This window comes from Polaribacter marinivivus, assembly GCF_042651285.1.
In the GTDB taxonomy this organism is placed as follows: domain Bacteria; phylum Bacteroidota; class Bacteroidia; order Flavobacteriales; family Flavobacteriaceae; genus Polaribacter; species Polaribacter marinivivus.
On sequence record NZ_JBHSCY010000001.1, the window covers coordinates 1,189,912 to 1,206,761 of the forward strand.

At 28.3% G+C, this 16,850-nt stretch carries 14 protein-coding genes; 8 read left to right on the forward strand and 6 right to left on the reverse strand.

The window, feature by feature from the left end; all coding sequences use genetic code 11:
• Positions 1 to 53 precede the first annotated feature (53 nt).
• Positions 54 to 2,192 (reverse strand): carboxy terminal-processing peptidase, encoded by a 2,139-nt coding sequence (locus ACFOWD_RS05545; RefSeq protein ID WP_377408793.1) that lies wholly within the window; start codon positions 2,190 to 2,192, stop codon positions 54 to 56.
• 60 nt (positions 2,193 to 2,252) lie between these two features.
• On the reverse strand, positions 2,253 to 2,771 hold the full coding sequence (locus ACFOWD_RS05550) for a hypothetical protein (RefSeq protein WP_377408795.1): 519 nt from the start codon (positions 2,769 to 2,771) through the stop codon (positions 2,253 to 2,255).
• Positions 2,772 to 2,886: 115 nt separating this feature from the next.
• Here ACFOWD_RS05550 and surE point away from each other — a divergent pair, with 115 nt between their 5' ends.
• From surE to ACFOWD_RS05570, 4 genes are read left to right on the forward strand one after another with little or no spacing between them, the layout of a single operon-like run.
• On the forward strand, positions 2,887 to 3,657 hold the full coding sequence (gene surE, locus ACFOWD_RS05555) for a 5'/3'-nucleotidase SurE (protein ID WP_377408796.1): 771 nt from the start codon (positions 2,887 to 2,889) through the stop codon (positions 3,655 to 3,657).
• The gene (locus ACFOWD_RS05560) at positions 3,645 to 3,932 is read left to right on the forward strand and encodes a hypothetical protein (protein WP_298991658.1); all 288 of its coding nucleotides are present in this window, start codon (positions 3,645 to 3,647) and stop codon (positions 3,930 to 3,932) included. Before surE ends, ACFOWD_RS05560 begins: the two co-directional genes overlap by 13 nt.
• A complete protein-coding gene (lpxB, locus tag ACFOWD_RS05565) occupies positions 3,932 to 5,044 on the forward strand; it encodes a lipid-A-disaccharide synthase (protein ID WP_377408799.1) in 1,113 nt (370 codons plus the stop codon). Before ACFOWD_RS05560 ends, lpxB begins: the two co-directional genes overlap by 1 nt.
• A 34-nt stretch (positions 5,045 to 5,078) precedes the next feature.
• On the forward strand, positions 5,079 to 7,085 hold the full coding sequence (locus tag ACFOWD_RS05570) for a ComEC/Rec2 family competence protein (protein WP_377408802.1): 2,007 nt from the start codon (positions 5,079 to 5,081) through the stop codon (positions 7,083 to 7,085).
• Here the strand turns inward: ACFOWD_RS05570 and ACFOWD_RS05575 are convergent, their stop codons facing one another.
• The 3 genes from ACFOWD_RS05575 to ACFOWD_RS05585 all read right to left on the reverse strand — a co-directional run bounded on the left by ACFOWD_RS05575 (position 7,086) and on the right by ACFOWD_RS05585 (position 11,447).
• On the reverse strand, positions 7,086 to 7,607 hold the full coding sequence (locus tag ACFOWD_RS05575) for a thioredoxin family protein (protein WP_377408804.1): 522 nt from the start codon (positions 7,605 to 7,607) through the stop codon (positions 7,086 to 7,088).
• Positions 7,608 to 7,698: 91 nt separating this feature from the next.
• A complete protein-coding gene (locus tag ACFOWD_RS05580; RefSeq protein WP_377408806.1) occupies positions 7,699 to 9,237 on the reverse strand; it encodes a peptide MFS transporter in 1,539 nt (512 codons plus the stop codon).
• A 2-nt stretch (positions 9,238 to 9,239) separates the two neighbouring features.
• Positions 9,240 to 11,447, reverse strand: a complete 2,208-nt coding sequence (locus ACFOWD_RS05585; protein WP_377408808.1) for a S9 family peptidase — start codon at positions 11,445 to 11,447, stop codon at positions 9,240 to 9,242.
• Between the two features lie 143 nt (positions 11,448 to 11,590).
• On the opposite strand from ACFOWD_RS05585, the gene ACFOWD_RS05590 reads away from it, so the two are divergent.
• From ACFOWD_RS05590 to ACFOWD_RS05605, 4 genes are all read left to right on the forward strand, one after another.
• Positions 11,591 to 13,324 carry a hydroxymethylglutaryl-CoA reductase, degradative gene (locus ACFOWD_RS05590; protein ID WP_377408810.1) on the forward strand — a complete coding sequence of 578 codons (1,734 nt, stop codon included), beginning with the start codon at positions 11,591 to 11,593 and terminating at the stop codon, positions 13,322 to 13,324.
• Positions 13,324 to 14,280 carry a GYDIA family GHMP kinase gene (locus ACFOWD_RS05595; protein WP_377408812.1) on the forward strand — a complete coding sequence of 319 codons (957 nt, stop codon included), beginning with the start codon at positions 13,324 to 13,326 and terminating at the stop codon, positions 14,278 to 14,280. Before ACFOWD_RS05590 ends, ACFOWD_RS05595 begins: the two co-directional genes overlap by 1 nt.
• Positions 14,281 to 14,380: 100 nt before the next feature.
• The gene (locus ACFOWD_RS05600; protein ID WP_377409615.1) at positions 14,381 to 15,598 is read left to right on the forward strand and encodes a BaiN/RdsA family NAD(P)/FAD-dependent oxidoreductase; all 1,218 of its coding nucleotides are present in this window, start codon (positions 14,381 to 14,383) and stop codon (positions 15,596 to 15,598) included.
• Between the two features lie 58 nt (positions 15,599 to 15,656).
• Positions 15,657 to 16,211 (forward strand): thioredoxin family protein, encoded by a 555-nt coding sequence (locus tag ACFOWD_RS05605; RefSeq protein WP_377408813.1) that lies wholly within the window; start codon positions 15,657 to 15,659, stop codon positions 16,209 to 16,211.
• Here ACFOWD_RS05605 and ACFOWD_RS05610 read toward each other — a convergent pair whose 3' ends face one another.
• On the reverse strand, positions 16,212 to 16,829 hold the full coding sequence (locus tag ACFOWD_RS05610; RefSeq protein ID WP_298991677.1) for a GAP family protein: 618 nt from the start codon (positions 16,827 to 16,829) through the stop codon (positions 16,212 to 16,214).
• Positions 16,830 to 16,850 lie beyond the last annotated feature (21 nt).

The following is a 16,850-nucleotide window of genomic DNA, read 5'->3' on the forward strand; positions in this document are numbered from 1 at the left end:
AAACCCGATATGTTTTTCTGGCATATCAGGTTTATATCATATCATTTAATTATTTAATTTTTTACAATTTCAGATTTTTCTCTAAGCTTTAATTCACTCAATACATTTAAAGCTTCAGAAATGTACATGTCTTTTGCTAAATTTTTATGCCAAGCCACTCTTTTGTCTTTTAAATCTGTATTTGCTTTAAATAAAGACATCTCATATTTTGGAGAAGTAAAAGTTAAGTTTGAAGAATAATCGAAAACAGATTTAAATTTTTCTCCTTCTTTTTCTTTCATTTCATTTTCTTTGAAAAACTTTTTATAATTTAAAGAATAGGTTGTGTTTTCTTGATTTTTCTTGAGCCACTTTGCGTATTCATTAATTAATTGAAAATTCTCACTATTTGCAATTCTGTTTTTACTGTTGTAAACAACATCAGCAAAATTTGAGTAAGAATTAGTTTGTGTATATTTTGCTTGGTCTACTTTATCCCATGCTAAAGCTCCATCTAAATCACGTTCTCCATATTCCATATAACTTAATCTACTTGGCATTGCTATATCTGAATACACTCCTTCTTTTTGAGTAGAACCACCATTAACTCTATAGAATTTTTGAATGGTTAATTTTAAATATCCTAAATCTTTTTTGTAATTAGGGTAAAACTGATTGATAGGTAATACGTTTTGCACAGTTCCTTTACCATAAGTTTGGTTACCTCCTAGAATTACAGCTCTTTTATAATCTTGCATTGCAGCTGCAAAAATTTCTGATGCAGATGCAGAAAACTCATTTACTAAAACAACAACTGCTCCATCCCATTGCATTTTAGGATCTATATCTCCTTTAACTATTGGATTTTCTCCTCTGTATTTAACTTGAACAATAGGTCCTTTGTCTATAAATAAACCAGAAATTTCTATGGCAGTTTTTAAAGAACCACCACCATTATTTCTTAAATCTATGATTAATCCTACAACACCTTCTGCTTTTAGTCTTTCAATTTCTTTTTCCATATCCTTAGCAGAATCTCTGTAATTATTGTCTGAAAAGTCTATATAAAAACTTGGTAAATCTATAATACCGTATTTTTTTCCGTTTTTCTCAACAATACTAGATTTTACAAAAGTTTCATCTAATTGTACAACATCTCTAATTATAGATATTGTCTTTATAGAACCATCTAGTTTCTTTTTAACTGTAAGTTGTACTTCAGTTCCTTTTGGCCCTTTAATAAATTTAATAGCATCATCTAAACGCATACCCACAATATCGATTGGTTCTTCATTACCTTGAGCAACTTTTAGAATGATATCTCCAGGTTCTAATTCGCCTTGTTTTGAAGCAGGACCTCCAGCAACAAGTTCAAAAACATGCGTGTAAATTCCTTTTTTTTGTAAACGAGCTCCAATACCTTCTAATTTACCAGACATAGTTTGGTCAAATCTTTCTTTGATATTTGGATCCATATAAGTTGTATGAGGATCAAAAGCACCAACTACAGAATTTAAAAAAGTAGAAAACCAATCTTCGTGCTCTAACTCTTCAATTCTAATATAAAGCTCATCCATATTTTTAAGTACTTCTGCTCTAGCTTCTTTTTCTAAAGTTTTAAAAGACTTTACTTTAAAACTCTTGTCTTTTTTTAGTTTAGCTTCTTGTAAATCAGTTTGTTCTTGAATTCTACTAAGCGTTTGTAATTTTAATTGCTTTCTCCAATAATCTATCAATTGATTATCGTTTTTAGCAAATGGTACTTTATCAAAATCTAAGTCTACAGTTTCGTTTTTATTAAAGTTAAATGGTTGTGCTAATAAATCTCCATAATAAGATTTTGCATTTTTTATTTTTTCTATAAAACGACCATAAACCAATTTGTAAAATGATAAATCATCTTGCAATAACTGGTTATCTATTTGATATTTATATTTAGAAAATTCTTTTAAATCTTGTTGTGTAAAATATCTTTTGCTTGGATCTAACCCGTTTATAAAACTTTTAAAAACTTGTTCAGAAAAATCGTCATTCATGTCTTTAACAACAAAATGACCTCTAGTAAGTATATTTTTTAAAACGTAAATTAGAACTTTATCTTTTTCTGGATCTGAGTTTGTAACTGTATTATTATTGTTCGCTTGAACTGATACTACATTTATTAGCAAAAAGAATGCTAAAAAAACAGATTTCATCTTTAAATTCGTCTTCATCTAATCTATTAAAATTGTTATTATTAATATTTTACTAATCTACTAAAATAGTGCCAAACTTTAAATGGCTTTTTTATAAATACCTCTAAAGGCTTCAGAAATTACTTTTCCTTGCTCATTAATATATTCCCAAACTTGAGTAACAGAACCATCATCATTTTTAGACCAAGTTATTTTGTTGATGTAATTTCCTTTATTGGTTTTAATAAGGTCACTTTTTAAAATCATTTTTCCATCTACTAAATTGCCTTTTAAGACTAACGAAAAGCCTGAATTATCTACCCAAACTTGATTCCAAGAATCATCTGTTTTGTTATAATAATTGTAACTGGTTCCTCTACTTTGGCTAGTTTTAGATTCCCAATTTTCTTGCATAACACAATTATTTTGCATTTTAATAAGCTTATTTGTACCTATTAATTTGTTTTGTGTGTTGTAAACATTCCAAGAACCTTCCCAAAAATCAAACTGGCTATATTTTTCTCCAGAACAAGGACTTATTGTTTGATTTTGTCCAATTATATTTGAGGAAATAAATACAGTAATAAGAAATAAAAAATAGGTTATTAAACGTGCCATTTTTAGAAAATAATCTATTACAATGTTACTGAAAATAAGCATGATATATTCTTTACAAAATGTTAAAAAGAAAATCGTTTAAAATAAATTACATTTGTATTTTAAATTCAATTTTATGCAAGAAAGACCATTAATTTTAGTTACCAATGATGATGGAATTACAGCTCCAGGTATTAGAGCTTTAATAAGAATAATGAATAAAATTGGTGAAGTAGTTGTTGTAGCTCCTGATAGCCCACAAAGTGGAATGGGGCATGCTATTACTGTTGATAATGTGTTAACCTGTAACCCAATAACAATTGATGATGGACCACAATTAGAATATACCTGTTCTGGTACTCCTGCAGATTGTATTAAAATGGCTGTGAGCGAAATTTTAAATAAAAAGCCAGACCTATGTGTTTCTGGTATAAATCATGGTTCAAATTCATCTATAAATGTAATTTATTCTGGCACTATGAGTGCTGCTATAGAAGCAGGAATAGAAGGAATACCTGCAATTGGTTTTTCGCTTTTAGATTTTAAATGGCATGCAGATTTTAAACCTGCAGAAGATTTTGTAAAAAATATCACTTTAAATACCTTATTAAACGGATTGCCTGAAGGAGTTGTTTTAAACGTAAACATACCTAATCTTAAGAAAGAAGAAATTAAAGGAACTAAGATTTGTAGACAAGCTATGGGTGTTTGGAAAGAAGACTTTGATAAAAGAAAGAGCCCTTTTGGTAAAGAATATTATTGGCTTTCAGGAGAATTTGTTAATAAAGATAAAGGTCAAGATACAGATGTTTGGGCTTTAGATAATGGTTTCATTTCTATTGTACCTGTTCAGTTTGATTTAACTGCACATCATATGATACAAAAATTAAATTCTTGGGAACTTTAAAAAAAGAAATATTAATTGGTGTTTTAATATCCATATTTGCAACTGCAGCAGGTGCTTTTTTGTATATAGAATATTTTTCTAAAGTAAGTTTTTTAGAAACTTTACAACTAATTAAAGAAGGTAATTTGTATGGTAAAATATTATCAATAGCAGCTATTCCAAATTTATTTATATTCTTTGTTTTTATTAGAAAAAAACAAGATTATAGAGCAAGAGGAGTTTTGCTTATGACCATATTAATTGCATTAACCACTTTTATTTTAAAATTTATCTGATGAAATATTACATTATAGCTGGAGAAGCATCAGGAGATTTACATGGTTCAAACCTTATGAAAGCAATTTATAAAAAAGATAAAAAAGCTGACATTCGATTTTGGGGTGGAGATTTAATGCAAAGTGTGGGTGGTACTCTTGTAAGCCATTATAAAGAAAGAGCCTTCATGGGTTTTTTTGAAGTGATTAAAAACTTAAATAAAGTTTTAGTATTTATTAAGTTTTGTAAAAAAGATATTAAAAAATTTCAGCCAGATGTTGTAGTTTTTATAGATAACTCAGGATTTAATTTACGAATTGCAAAATGGGCAAAAGAAGAAGGCTTTAGAACTAACTATTATATATCTCCACAAGTTTGGGCAAGTAGAGCTAGTAGAGTAAAAAAGATAAAAAGAGATGTAGATAACATGTTTGTTATTTTACCTTTCGAAAAAGAATTTTATAAAAAGTTCGATTATCAAGTTGAGTTTGTTGGTCATCCATTAATTGATGCAATTGCAGATAGAAAACAAATAGATGAATTTACTTTTAGAGAAGCACATCAGTTAGGAGAAAAACCAATAATTGCTTTATTACCTGGCAGCAGAAAACAAGAAATTACAAAAATGCTTTCTGTAATGTTGTCTTTAACTAATGATTTTTCTGATTATATTTTTGTAATTGCTGGTGCACCAAGTCAAGATTTTTCTTTTTATCAACAAATAATAGGTAATAAAGAAGTTAAGTTTATAAATAACAAAACATACGATTTATTATCTGTTTCAACAGCAGCATTAGTAGCTTCTGGTACTGCAACTTTAGAAACAGCTTTATTTAAAGTGCCACAAGTAGTGTGTTATAAAGGTGGCTTTATTTCATATCAAATTGCAAAAAGAATTATTACACTTAAGTTTATTTCTCTTGTGAATTTAATTATGGATAAAGAGGTAGTAACTGAGTTGATTCAGAATGATTTTACTACATCTAATCTTAAAAAAGAATTGACTAAAATTTTAGATAACACTTACAGAGAAAAGATGTTTCTACATTATTTTGATTTAGAAAAGAAACTAGGAGGTAAAGGCGCTTCAGAAAAAACAGCACAACTTATAATTGACGGATTAAAAAGTTAGTAACTTTAAAATAATTTTGTAACTTTATTTCGCTATGAAAAGGTTACTAAATTACTTACCAGTACATTTTGTAATTTTCTTAATATTAGGTATTTGTGTTCAGTTTTATTACAAAATCTGGTGTTTTGGATTTTTACATTTCCTGTCTGTTTTTGGGATAATTCTATTGACTTTATTTCTAGTGAAGTCTAAAATTATAAAGACATTTCTTAGTTTTTTTTTATTCTTTTTTATAGGTATTTCAACTGTATATTTTCAGAATAAACAGCATTATACTAATTATTATCAAAATTTTATTGATAATAACTCAACTAAAATTTTGAAAATAAATAAAGTACTTAAACCAGGGTTTTATCATTTTAAATTTGAAGCTAAAGTTATTCAAATAGATGATTTTAAAACTTGTGGTTCAGTACTTTTAAATCTTAAAAAAGACACTTTACATTCAGGTATTAATGTAGATGATATTTTACTAGTTAAAACAGATTTCTTAGATGTAATGCCTCCTTTAAATCCTCATCAATTTGATTATAAAAGCTATTTAGCTAAAAAAGGAATTACTCAGCAAATGTTTATCGCTGAAAACGAATTTAAAAAACTTGTAAATAATGATATTTCTCTATTTGGTTTGTCTGCAAGTTTTAGAAATAAAGTACAAAATTCTTTAAAAAAACATCATTTTAAAGACGATGAACTTGGAGTAATAAGTGCGCTTTTATTAGGGCAAAGACAAGATATTTCTAAAGATTTAATTGATGATTATTCTAAAGCTGGAGCCATTCATATCTTAGCAGTTTCTGGTTTACATGTAGGTATAATTTTACTCATTTTAAATTGGCTTTTTAAGCCTCTAGAGATGTTTAAAAATGGAAAAATTGTAAAAACAATTGTAGTTATAATATTTCTATGGAGTTTTGCATTTGTAGCAGGTTTGTCTGCATCTGTTATTAGAGCAGTAACCATGTTTACTTTTGTTGCTTTTGGATTATTTTTTAGAAAACGAAATTTTGTCGAGTTTTCTTTAATCAGCTCAATGTTCTTTTTACTTTTATTTAAACCAATGTTTTTATTTGATGTTGGCTTTCAATTAAGTTATTTAGCTGTTTTTGTTATTGTTTGGGTGCAACCAAAATTAGTCCAAATATGGCATCCAAAATTAAAAATAATTAATTTCTTCTGGAGATTGTTTACAGTTTCTATTGCAGCACAAATAGGAATTTTACCTTTAAGTATCTATTATTTTCATCAAATTCCTGGGTTGTTTTTATTGTCGAATTTGATAATTATTCCTTTTTTAGGAGCTATTTTACTTGGTGGAATTATCGTTATTTTACTTTCAGTTTTAAATATTTTACCTCAATTTTTTGCAGATTTCTATGGAAAAATTATATCTATCATAAACAGTTTTGTTCAATGGATTTCTAATCAAGAGGCATTTTTATTTGAAGAGTTATCATTGTCTTTTTGGATGATGATTAGTATGTACTTAATTGTTTTTAGTTTTGTGTTATTGGTATTTAAATATTCACCAAAGAAGTTGCTTTTTTTCTTAGGATCAATAATTGTGTTACAGTCAGTTTTATTGATAGAAAGTAAGCAAAGAGTTTCTAAAGAAGAATTTATCGTTTTTCATAAAAGCAGATATTCTATTCTTGGAGAAAGGTTAGGTAATCAATTAACGATTTATCATACTACAAATAGTAATAATCATAAATTCTTAAACTCTTATAAAGTTGGTAAAAAAGTAAGTTTAAATTACACTAATCAATTAAAGAATATTTATTCAATTAAAAACAAGAATATACTAATTGTAGATAGTTTAGGAGTTTACAATATAAAGCAGTTAAAAAATCCTATTGTAATTTTACAGCAATCGCCTAAAATTAATTTAGAACGTTTAATAAAGGTTATTAAGCCTATGCAAATTATTGCTGATGGAAGTAATTACAAAAGTTATATGAATTTATGGGAAGAGGTTTCATTAAAAGAAAATATACTTTTTTATAATACAAGTAAAAAAGGTGCTTTTATTATAAAATAACTATTTAATATTGCTTTTAAAATTCTTTTCAAATTCTGGCCAATCTGTATCTATGTATGCTTTAGTATTAAAAAAAGCTAAAATTTTCTCAAAGTGTTTTGTAGATAAATAACCAGGAATTTGTTGAAGCATTTGCTCTTTTTCGTTCATGAAAATGGTTGTTGGATAAGATAGTCTACCATTCATTAATGCAGCAGATAATTCGTGATATTTAGATCTACCTTCTCCTTTTAGCTTAAAAGTATAGCCTTTATAAGTAATATCTTCTTTGCCTTCACCATCAAGTTTTATAGCATAAAAATTATTGTTGATATAGTCTATAATTACCTTATTAGAATAAGTTTCTAAATCCATTTTTTTACAGTAACCACACCAATCTGTGTAAACATCAATTAAAATAGGTTTAGGGCTTTTTTTGTTTAACTCAATTGCATCTTCAAAGCTTAACCAATTAATTTTGTTTTGAGCATTTGTAAATAAGCTAGTACAAAATAATAATATAAGTAAAACTGATTTCTTCATAATTATTGAGTCGCAAATCATATGCCAAATTTACAAAACTGTAAATAAAAAAAACTCAACTTGAAAACCAAGTTGAGTTTTAAATAAGTTATTAATGTACGTTGCCTAAAAGCTTTTTCATTAAAGGAGAGAATACTAAAACAACAGCACCTGCACCTAATGAATAAAGACCAATTAAATTAAAACCATCTGTATAAACTGCTAAGGTTTCCATACCTCCAACATTAACATCTGTACTTTCTATAGCCAATTGTTTAGAAATAAAACCTACAATCTGAAAAGCAAATGCAGATGATAAAAACCAAACTCCCATCATAAAAGCAACAATTCTTTTAGGTGATAAATCAGTAATTTTTGATAATCCAACAGGAGACATAAATAACTCTCCAATAGATAATATAAAATACATAATTACTAAATAAGCCATTGGTACTAATCCATTTTCATTAGCACTAGCTCCACTTAAACCTAACACATAAAAACTTGCACCAGCTAAAACTAACCCTAATCCAAATTTATATGGTGTTCTTGGGTTTAAATTTCTTTTAGATAAATATGCCCATAAAAGCGATACAGGTATAGATAATATGATTATAAAAACAGGGTTTAAAGAGTTTGTTTGAGCTGCATTTAACCAAGTTAAATCTACATTTCTATCAGCAAAAAGTGTAATTATACTTCCTGATAATTCATGAAAACCCCAAAAAAGAGTCATAAAAAACGTAATCAAAACTGCCATAACTAGTTTTTTACGTTCATCTGCAGCAGCTTTAGCGATTATAATTACCATATTAATTAATACAGCAATACCAATTAAAACAAATAGAAGATTTACTATGTTTTTATCACCTAAAAAAGTTTCTCCACCACCAACAGCTTTATATTCTGATAATAAATAAGCAATTACAGGAGCAGCTAAAAAAGAGACAATAGGTACAAATGTTTTTTGAGGAATACCCATTATTTTCTTTTCATATATTTCTGGGTTTGGAGGTAAACCTCTATCACCAAAAACATTATTTTTAATTCCACTCCAAAAGAATGCTAAACCTGTTAACATTCCAATACCTGCTAAACCAAAACCATAATGCCAGCCATAAGTTTGTCCTAACCATCCACATAAAAGAGGAGAAACAAAAGCACCTATGTTTATACCCATGTAAAAAATGGTGAAACCAGAATCTTTTCTTCTGTCTCCATCTTTGTATAAAGATCCAACAAATGTTGAAATGTTAGGTTTAAAAAAACCATTACCTACCACAATAAAAGCCAATGCTAAAAAGAAAGCAATGTCATTTTCTATAGCCAAAACAAAATGACCTAAAGACATTAAAATACCACCAAGAAATATAGAAGCACGCATTCCTAAAATCTTATCAGAAATTCTACCTCCAATAACTGTAGAAGCATATACTAAAGAACCATAAGAAGCATAAACAGCTGCTGCTGCTGCATCTTTTTCGGCTAAAGCTTTAAAGATTTCGTTAACCATGTAAAGCATTAATAATGCTCTCATTCCATAGAAACTAAAACGCTCCCATAACTCAGCAAAAAATAAGTAGAACAATCCTTTTGGATGTCCGAACATTTCTGGTTCTTGTGTTGTTGTGCTTACTCCTTTATCTAACATAATTATCCTTTTATTTCAGTTGTTGTATTAATTAAATTTTCTTCTACAAAATTGGTCATTTTTGTAAATAGATTTAAACGCATTGTGCTTCCTTTTCTAATTCCATGAGCTCTATCTGGAACTATAAACATATCAAATTGTTTGTTTGCATCTATTAAAGAATTGATCATTCTGTATGTGTTTTGTACATGTACATTATCATCTCCTGTACCATGAACCAATAAGTATTTTCCTTTTAATTTTTCTGGATAATTTATTGGTGAATTTTCATCATAACCAGCAGGATTTTCTTGAGGTGTTCTTAAAAATCTTTCTGTGTAAACAGTGTCATAAAAACGCCAAGAAGTAACTGGAGCTACAGCAATAGCCATAGAAAAAACATCATTACCTTTTAGTAAGGCATTTGTACTCATATGTCCACCAAAACTCCATCCCCAAATACCAATATTATTTTCATCTATATAAGAACGTTCTGCTAATTTTTTTGCAGCTGCTATTTGATCTTCAGTTTCATATTTTACCAAGTTTAAATAGGTAGATTTTTTAAAATCTGCTCCTTTAAAACCAGTTCCTCGTCCATCAACACAAACTACAATAACACCTTTTTGTGCTAACATATTATGCCAATAATCATTTGCTCCATTCCATCTATTTGCTACCTGTTGAGAACCTGGACCTGAATATTGAAACATTAACATTGGATATTCTTTATTAGGATCAAAATCTGCAGGTTTTATCATCCACATATTTAAATCGTTTCCATTGATTTCTATAGTAGAAAATTCTTTTGGACTCATTTTATAAGTTGATAATTCTTCCTCTAAATCAACATTATTTACAATGTTTTTAATTTTATTTCCTTCAGCTGTATATAAATCATAAACAGGAGCAGTAGTTGCTGAAGAATAGGTGTTTATAAAGTAGTTTAAATTTGTACTAAAAGCAGCACTATTTTGGCCTTCTTCATTGCTTAATAAATTTTTATTAGATCCATCTAAATTTATAGAGTATACACCTCTATTTATAGAACCATTTTCAACTGATTGATAATAAATGGTTTTTTTACTTGAGTTAAATCCGTAATAATTAGTTACTTCCCAATTTCCTTTGGTAATTTGGTTGATTAATTTTCCATTAAAATCATAATGATAAATATGATTGTAACCATCTTTTTCACTTGTCCAAATAAAACTATTATCATTTAAAAAAGTTAGATTGTCATGTATATCAATATAGGCTTTATCAGTTTCATTTAATAAAATAGAAGAAGATGTTCTTAATGCATTAACTTTATGTAATTTTAAATTGTTTTGTTGGCGATTTAAAGTTGTTGCTACCAAAACAGCAGGTGTGTTACTCCATTTTATTCTTGGGATGTATTCGTAATCTCCTAAGCTAATTTTTGCAGTTTTTGAATTATCAACATTGTATGTATGTAAAGTAACCTTTGCATTTTCTTCACCCGCTTTTGGGTATTTAAAAACTTGTTGATTAGGATATAATTCTTTACCTACAATATCCATAGAAAAAGTAGGAACATTGGTTTCATCAAAACGTAAAAAAGCCAAATATTTACTGTCTTTACTCCATTCAAAAGCTCTTACAAAACCAAATTCCTCTTCATAAACCCAATCTGTAATTCCGTTTATAATACTATTCTTTTTACCATCTTTAGTAATTTGAGTCAACTTATTCTTAGAGAAATCTTTTATAAAAAGGTTATTATTTTTTGCAAAAGCAACTTTTTGATTATCAGGAGAAAAAATAGGCTCTTGAATGTCTTCGCCAATTAAAGATAATTTTTTTGAGGCAATATCATATGCATAAAAAGTACCAGTGTAAGAACGTCTGTAAATTTTATTAAAATTTGTCCCTAAAATTAATTTTGTTTCATCGTTGTTAAAGCTATAAGATTCAAAAGAATTTAATTCTTTTAAATCTTTACTATTAACTATAGTTTCCACTTTTTCTAGCGTTTCATAGCTGTATTTGTCTACAGTTGTATTTCCATTTTCATCACTATTTAATAGAGAGTAAAAATCTCCATTCATAGAGTTTAAAGCATTCATTCTTTTTGGAGAAAATGTACCATTCCAAATTTCTTCGAGTGTAATTTCTTTATCTCCAGTAATGATTTTTGAGGATGTGTCAGATGATTCTTTGCAACTTATTAAAGAAATAAAAGTTGCTATAATAAACAGTTTTTTCATTAGAAAATTAGTTTTTAATAAAGATTTGCCAAGTTTACGGAAAAATCGGCAAAATAATAGCTAAAAATTCAGAAATCTTAATTCATGATACTAGTTTCAATGTATTGAATTATATTTGTTCTGTAGAGTATACAAAGACCTAAATGAGCAAAATAATATCTGGATTTTCGAAATTCACCAAGCAAGAAAAAATTGATTGGTTAACAGAAAATTTCTTTCAAAACCCAAGTGAAATAAAACAAACTATTCAACAATACTGGAATACTAATGCTGATTTGCAAAATCTGCATGATGATTTTATAGAAAATACAATTACTAATTTTTACATGCCTTTTGGGGTTGCTCCAAACTTTGTAATTAATAACAAAGAGTATGCAATACCAATGGTTATAGAAGAAAGTTCTGTGGTTGCAGCAGCTTCTTTAGTAGCTAAATTTTGGAGTAAAAAAGGAGGGTTTAAGACCGAAGTTTTAGGTACAACAAAAATTGGGCAAGTGCATTTTATGTATGCAGGTCATAAAAATGATTTAGAAGATTATGTTAATAAAAATAAAACAGAATTATATGCTGCAACTGCTTCTATCACAAAAAATATGGAAAAACGTGGTGGAGGTATTTTAGATATAGTTTTAGTTGATAAAACAGATAAACTTGCTAATTATTATCAATTACATGTCACCTTTGAAACTAAAGATTCTATGGGTGCTAATTTTATAAACTCTTGTTTAGAAGCCATAGCAAATAAATTTAAGAATGATGAGATAGAAATTGTGATGAGTATCTTGTCTAATTACGTTCCTGAGTGTTTGGTTAGAGCAGAGGTGAGTTGTAAAATTGATGATTTAGGTGTTGAAAATCCACAGAAATTTGCACAGAAATTTAAACAAGCTGTAGATATAGCAAAAGTAGAACCTTACAGGGCAGTTACTCATAATAAGGGAATAATGAACGGAATTGATGCAGTAGTTTTAGCCACTGGAAATGATTTTAGAGCTATTGAAGCTGGTGCTCATGCATATGCTTCTAGAAGTGGTTCTTACTCTAGTTTATCACATTGTACAATTGATGATGGTATTTTTAAATTTTGGATAGAAATTCCTTTAGCTTTAGGCACAGTAGGTGGCTTAACAGCTTTACATCCTTTAGCTAAATTTTCTTTAGAGTTATTGCAAAAACCAACAGCAAGAGAGCTAATGCAAATTATGGCAGCAGCTGGTTTAGCTCAAAATTTTGCAGCTTTAAGAGCTTTAACTACAAAAGGTATTCAGCATGGACACATGAAAATGCACTTGCAAAATATTTTAAATCAATTTAATGCTACTGAAGCTGAAAAAGAACAAATTGAAAAGTATTTTGAAAAAGAGACAGTTTCCCATTCTGCTGTTGTAGAAAAGTTAGAAGAGATTAGAAAACTTAAAATAAATTGGATTAATTTCTTAGATGAATCATTAATTCGAGAAAAATTAGAAAAGTTAAGTAGTGATTCAAAACCAATTTTTGGTAAAATGAATGCACAACAAATGATAGAGCACCTAAGTTTTGTAACTCAAATTGCTAACAATACAGTGAAAACAGGTTTGTTTGTTTCTGATGAAAAAACAGCGAGAAGAAAACCTTTTTTAGATACAGATAATGAGTTGTCTCAAGGGTTTAGACCATCATTTTTATCAGATGAACCTAATGCTTTACAATTTGAATCTCTTACAGAAGCAATAGATGATTTAGTACATCAAGTCAAAAAGTTTGAGAACTATTATAAAGCTAATCTAAAAGCAACAATCGTACATCCATTTTTTGGAGAACTTGATTACGATTATTGGAAAAAATTTCAAGTAAAACATTTTACACATCATTTTAAACAATTTAACTTGTTGTAATGGAATTTTATTCGAATGGAAAATTATTATTAACAGGAGAATATTTGGTTTTAGATGGAGCCAAAGCTTTAGCTTTACCTACAAAATTTGGACAAAATTTAATTGTAGAAAAAATTGTAGAACCTCAATTAATTTGGGGTAGTTTTACAAATACTGGTGAATGTTGGTTTGAAGCTGTTTTTGACTTGCCAAAATTAAGATTAGTATCTGCTACATTTAATTCAGATAAAGAAGGTAGTGCAGATTTTATTGCGGAAACATTACTAGAAATACTTGAAGAAGCTAGAAATTTAAACCCAGATTTTTTAAATGTTGATGGAGGTTATATAGTAAAAACCAAATTGACTTTTCCAAGAAATTGGGGATTAGGAAGCTCATCAACATTAATTAATTCGATTGCTTCTTGGGCAAAAGTAGATGCTTTTAAATTACTTTGGAATTCCTTTAAAGGAAGTGGTTATGATATTGCATGTGCTCAAAATAATACAGCTGTTTTTTATCAAATAAAAGATAAGAATCCAATTATAGAACAAGTTAATTTTAATCCTATTTTTAAAGAAAATCTATTTTTTGTTTTCTTAAATAAAAAACAAGATTCTAAAGAAGGTATTGCAAAATTTAGAGAAAGTAAAAAAGACTTTTCAGTTGAATTAAAAAGAATCTCAGAGTTATCTGAAGCTTTTTTGGTTGCTGAATCTTTACAAGACTTTGAAAAACTTATCATAGAACACGAACAAATTATTAGTTCAATCATCAAAATAAAGCCAGTTAAAGAGAAACTATTTTCAGATTATTTTGGAGAGATCAAAAGTCTTGGTGCTTGGGGAGGTGATTTTGTTATGATTACAGGAAATGAAAAAACTCCAAGTTATTTTAAGAATAAAGGATTTGAAATAGTTATTTCTTATTCAGAAATGATAAAGCCCACCTTAATCCTCCCAAAGGGAGGAAATTAGCAAGTTTGAAAGCAAAAACTAAAGTTTAGAACAAATCATAAAATAAAATTTGAGCGAAAAAAAGAACATAACAAGACCTAATAATCAAGTTTTACCCCCTTTGGGGGAAAGGGGGCTCGTAATAATTATTGGTGGTGGAGCAGCAGGTTATTTTACTGCAATTAATGCAAAAGAGAATAATCCAGAATTAGATATTACCATTCTAGAAAAAGGAAAAGATGTATTGCAAAAAGTAAAGATTTCTGGTGGAGGAAGATGTAATGTTACTCATGCTTGTTTTATTCCTAAAGACTTAACTGAATTTTATCCAAGAGGGAAAAAAGAATTATTAGGACCTTTTCATCAATTTATGACAGGTGATACTTTCGAATGGTTTGAAAATAGGGGAGTTCCTTTAAAAATTGAAGAAGATAATCGTGTTTTTCCAGAAGCAAATACAAGTCAAGCTATCATAGATTGCTTTCAAAATGCTGTTGATAAGTTGAATATTAAAGTGTTGACAAACTGTGGTGTAAACTCAGTTTATCAACAAGAAGAAAAATGGGTTATCAACACAAAAAGAGAAACTTTTGTTGCTGATAAAGTGGTAGTTGCAGCTGGTAGTTCAAAAAAAGTTTGGGAATTATGTAAAACGTTAGATCATACTATAATAGAGCCTGTTCCTTCTTTATTTACCTTTAATATAAATGATAAAAGAATCACAGATTTATTAGGTATTTCTGTGCCTAATGCTACAGTGCAACTTGTAAATACAAAGTTAGAAGCATCAGGACCTTTATTAATTACACATTGGGGTTTGAGTGGGCCAGCAGTGTTAAAACTTTCTGCTTTTGGAGCTAGAATTTTAGCAGAAAAAAAATATCAATATAATGTAGAAGTGAATTGGTTATCTAGACCTACAGATAAAGTTTTAAATGTTCTTTTAAATTTAAAGAAAAAAGAACCTAGAAAAACAGTCGTTTTAAAATCACCTTTTACAGAAATTTCAAAAAGATTATGGGAACGTTTTGTTTTGTTTTCAGAAATTAAAGCAACACAAAATTGGGCAGATTTAAATAATCATCAATTGCAAAATCTAGCAAATCAGTTAACAAAAGGAGTTTATAATGCTAATGGTAGAACTACGTTTAAAGATGAATTTGTAACAGCTGGAGGAGTAGATTTAAAAGAAATAAATTTTAAACGTTTTGAAAGTAAAATTCATAAAAACCTCTTTTTTGTGGGTGAAGTATTAAATATTGACGCAGTAACAGGAGGCTTTAATTTTCAAAATGCATGGACAGGTGGTTATATTTGTGCAAAAGCAATTTCAGAGTAATTGATGAAGCACAAAAATCTACAAACTATCAACGAATAAACATAAACCAAGAAAAAAAATGGCAAGAACAGAATCAAATGAATTTGCAGTTGGTAAAAAAGCACCAGATTTTACATTAGTAAATACTGTTGATGATAAAAAATATACTCTAAACGATTTAAAAGGTAGTAAAGGAACAGTAATCATGTTTATTTGCAATCATTGTCCTTTTGTGATTCATGTTAATTCAGCCTTAGTGCAATTAGCAAATGATTATCAGCAAAGAGGTATTGCCTTTATTGCAATTAGTGCTAATGATATCGAAAATTACCCACAAGATGCTCCTCATTTAATGAAAAAAGTAACTGTAGAAAATCAATATCCTTTTCCTTACTTGTATGATGAAACTCAAGAAGTAGCTAAGGCTTATGATGCAGCTTGTACACCAGATTTTTATGTTTTTGATGCCGATTTAAAATCCATTTATCATGGTCAATTAGATGACTCTAGACCAGGAAATGAAAAACCTGTGACAGGAAAAGATATGAGAGCAGCATTAGATAATTTATTAGAGAATAAACCAGCATTAGAAAATCAAAAACCAAGTGTTGGGTGTGGAATTAAGTGGAAATAATTACAAGAGCAAGTAAATAAAAAAGAGAAATACTACAATATTAATTACATATCCATGTGTATTTAACCAGTTGTTAGCTTTTTCTATATATGAGTCTCCATTTTTACCTAAAGAAAAATAGACAACCAAGGGTAAAAGGCAAATAAAAAGAACCGTACTTAAAAAAGGCATAATTTCTAATAAAATAGATTTTTCTGCACTATCTACTAGACTGCCTACTGTAAATGCTACAATAATATCTGTAGGCATAAATGCAATTAAACAAAATCCAATAAAAAATATTTTAGAAAGCGAAGCAGTTTTTATGCCTTGCATCCATTTAGGAGGCTCAGTAATTTTTTTTCTATTTATTATATTTTTAACTATTAGAATAATAAAAAGACATATTAATAGATATTTTAAAACAGGTCTATTACCTACAGTTGTTCTATGTAAATCAATAGAATTTGATAAAAAATTGTATAAAAATATAGTAGCTAAGAGTGTAATTGTTATTGAAAAAGTATAAACTAAAGAACTTTTTACAACATCTTTTCTCGTAATTAACAACATGCTTACTAAGATTTGTGGTCCGAGCATTACAGTTAGTGCTAAAGGTAAAATTGCTATATCACCCATATTTTCTAATAATAAAATAAT

Bases quoted from the DNA above. Each gene is read 5' to 3' on its own strand.
- ACFOWD_RS05545 (WP_377408793.1), bottom strand. From the start codon at position 2,192: ATGAAGACGAATTTAAAGATGAAATCTGTTTTTTTAGCATTCTTTTTG.
- ACFOWD_RS05550 (WP_377408795.1), bottom strand. From the start codon at position 2,771: ATGGCACGTTTAATAACCTATTTTTTATTTCTTATTACTGTATTTATT.
- surE (WP_377408796.1), top strand. From the start codon at position 2,887: ATGCAAGAAAGACCATTAATTTTAGTTACCAATGATGATGGAATTACA.
- lpxB (WP_377408799.1), top strand. From the start codon at position 3,932: ATGAAATATTACATTATAGCTGGAGAAGCATCAGGAGATTTACATGGT.
- ACFOWD_RS05570 (WP_377408802.1), top strand. From the start codon at position 5,079: ATGAAAAGGTTACTAAATTACTTACCAGTACATTTTGTAATTTTCTTA.
- ACFOWD_RS05575 (WP_377408804.1), bottom strand. From the start codon at position 7,607: ATGAAGAAATCAGTTTTACTTATATTATTATTTTGTACTAGCTTATTT.
- ACFOWD_RS05580 (WP_377408806.1), bottom strand. From the start codon at position 9,237: ATGTTAGATAAAGGAGTAAGCACAACAACACAAGAACCAGAAATGTTC.
- ACFOWD_RS05585 (WP_377408808.1), bottom strand. From the start codon at position 11,447: ATGAAAAAACTGTTTATTATAGCAACTTTTATTTCTTTAATAAGTTGC.
- ACFOWD_RS05590 (WP_377408810.1), top strand. From the start codon at position 11,591: ATGAGCAAAATAATATCTGGATTTTCGAAATTCACCAAGCAAGAAAAA.
- ACFOWD_RS05595 (WP_377408812.1), top strand. From the start codon at position 13,324: ATGGAATTTTATTCGAATGGAAAATTATTATTAACAGGAGAATATTTG.
- ACFOWD_RS05605 (WP_377408813.1), top strand. From the start codon at position 15,657: ATGGCAAGAACAGAATCAAATGAATTTGCAGTTGGTAAAAAAGCACCA.
- ACFOWD_RS05610 (WP_298991677.1), bottom strand. From the start codon at position 16,829: ATGGGTGATATAGCAATTTTACCTTTAGCACTAACTGTAATGCTCGGA.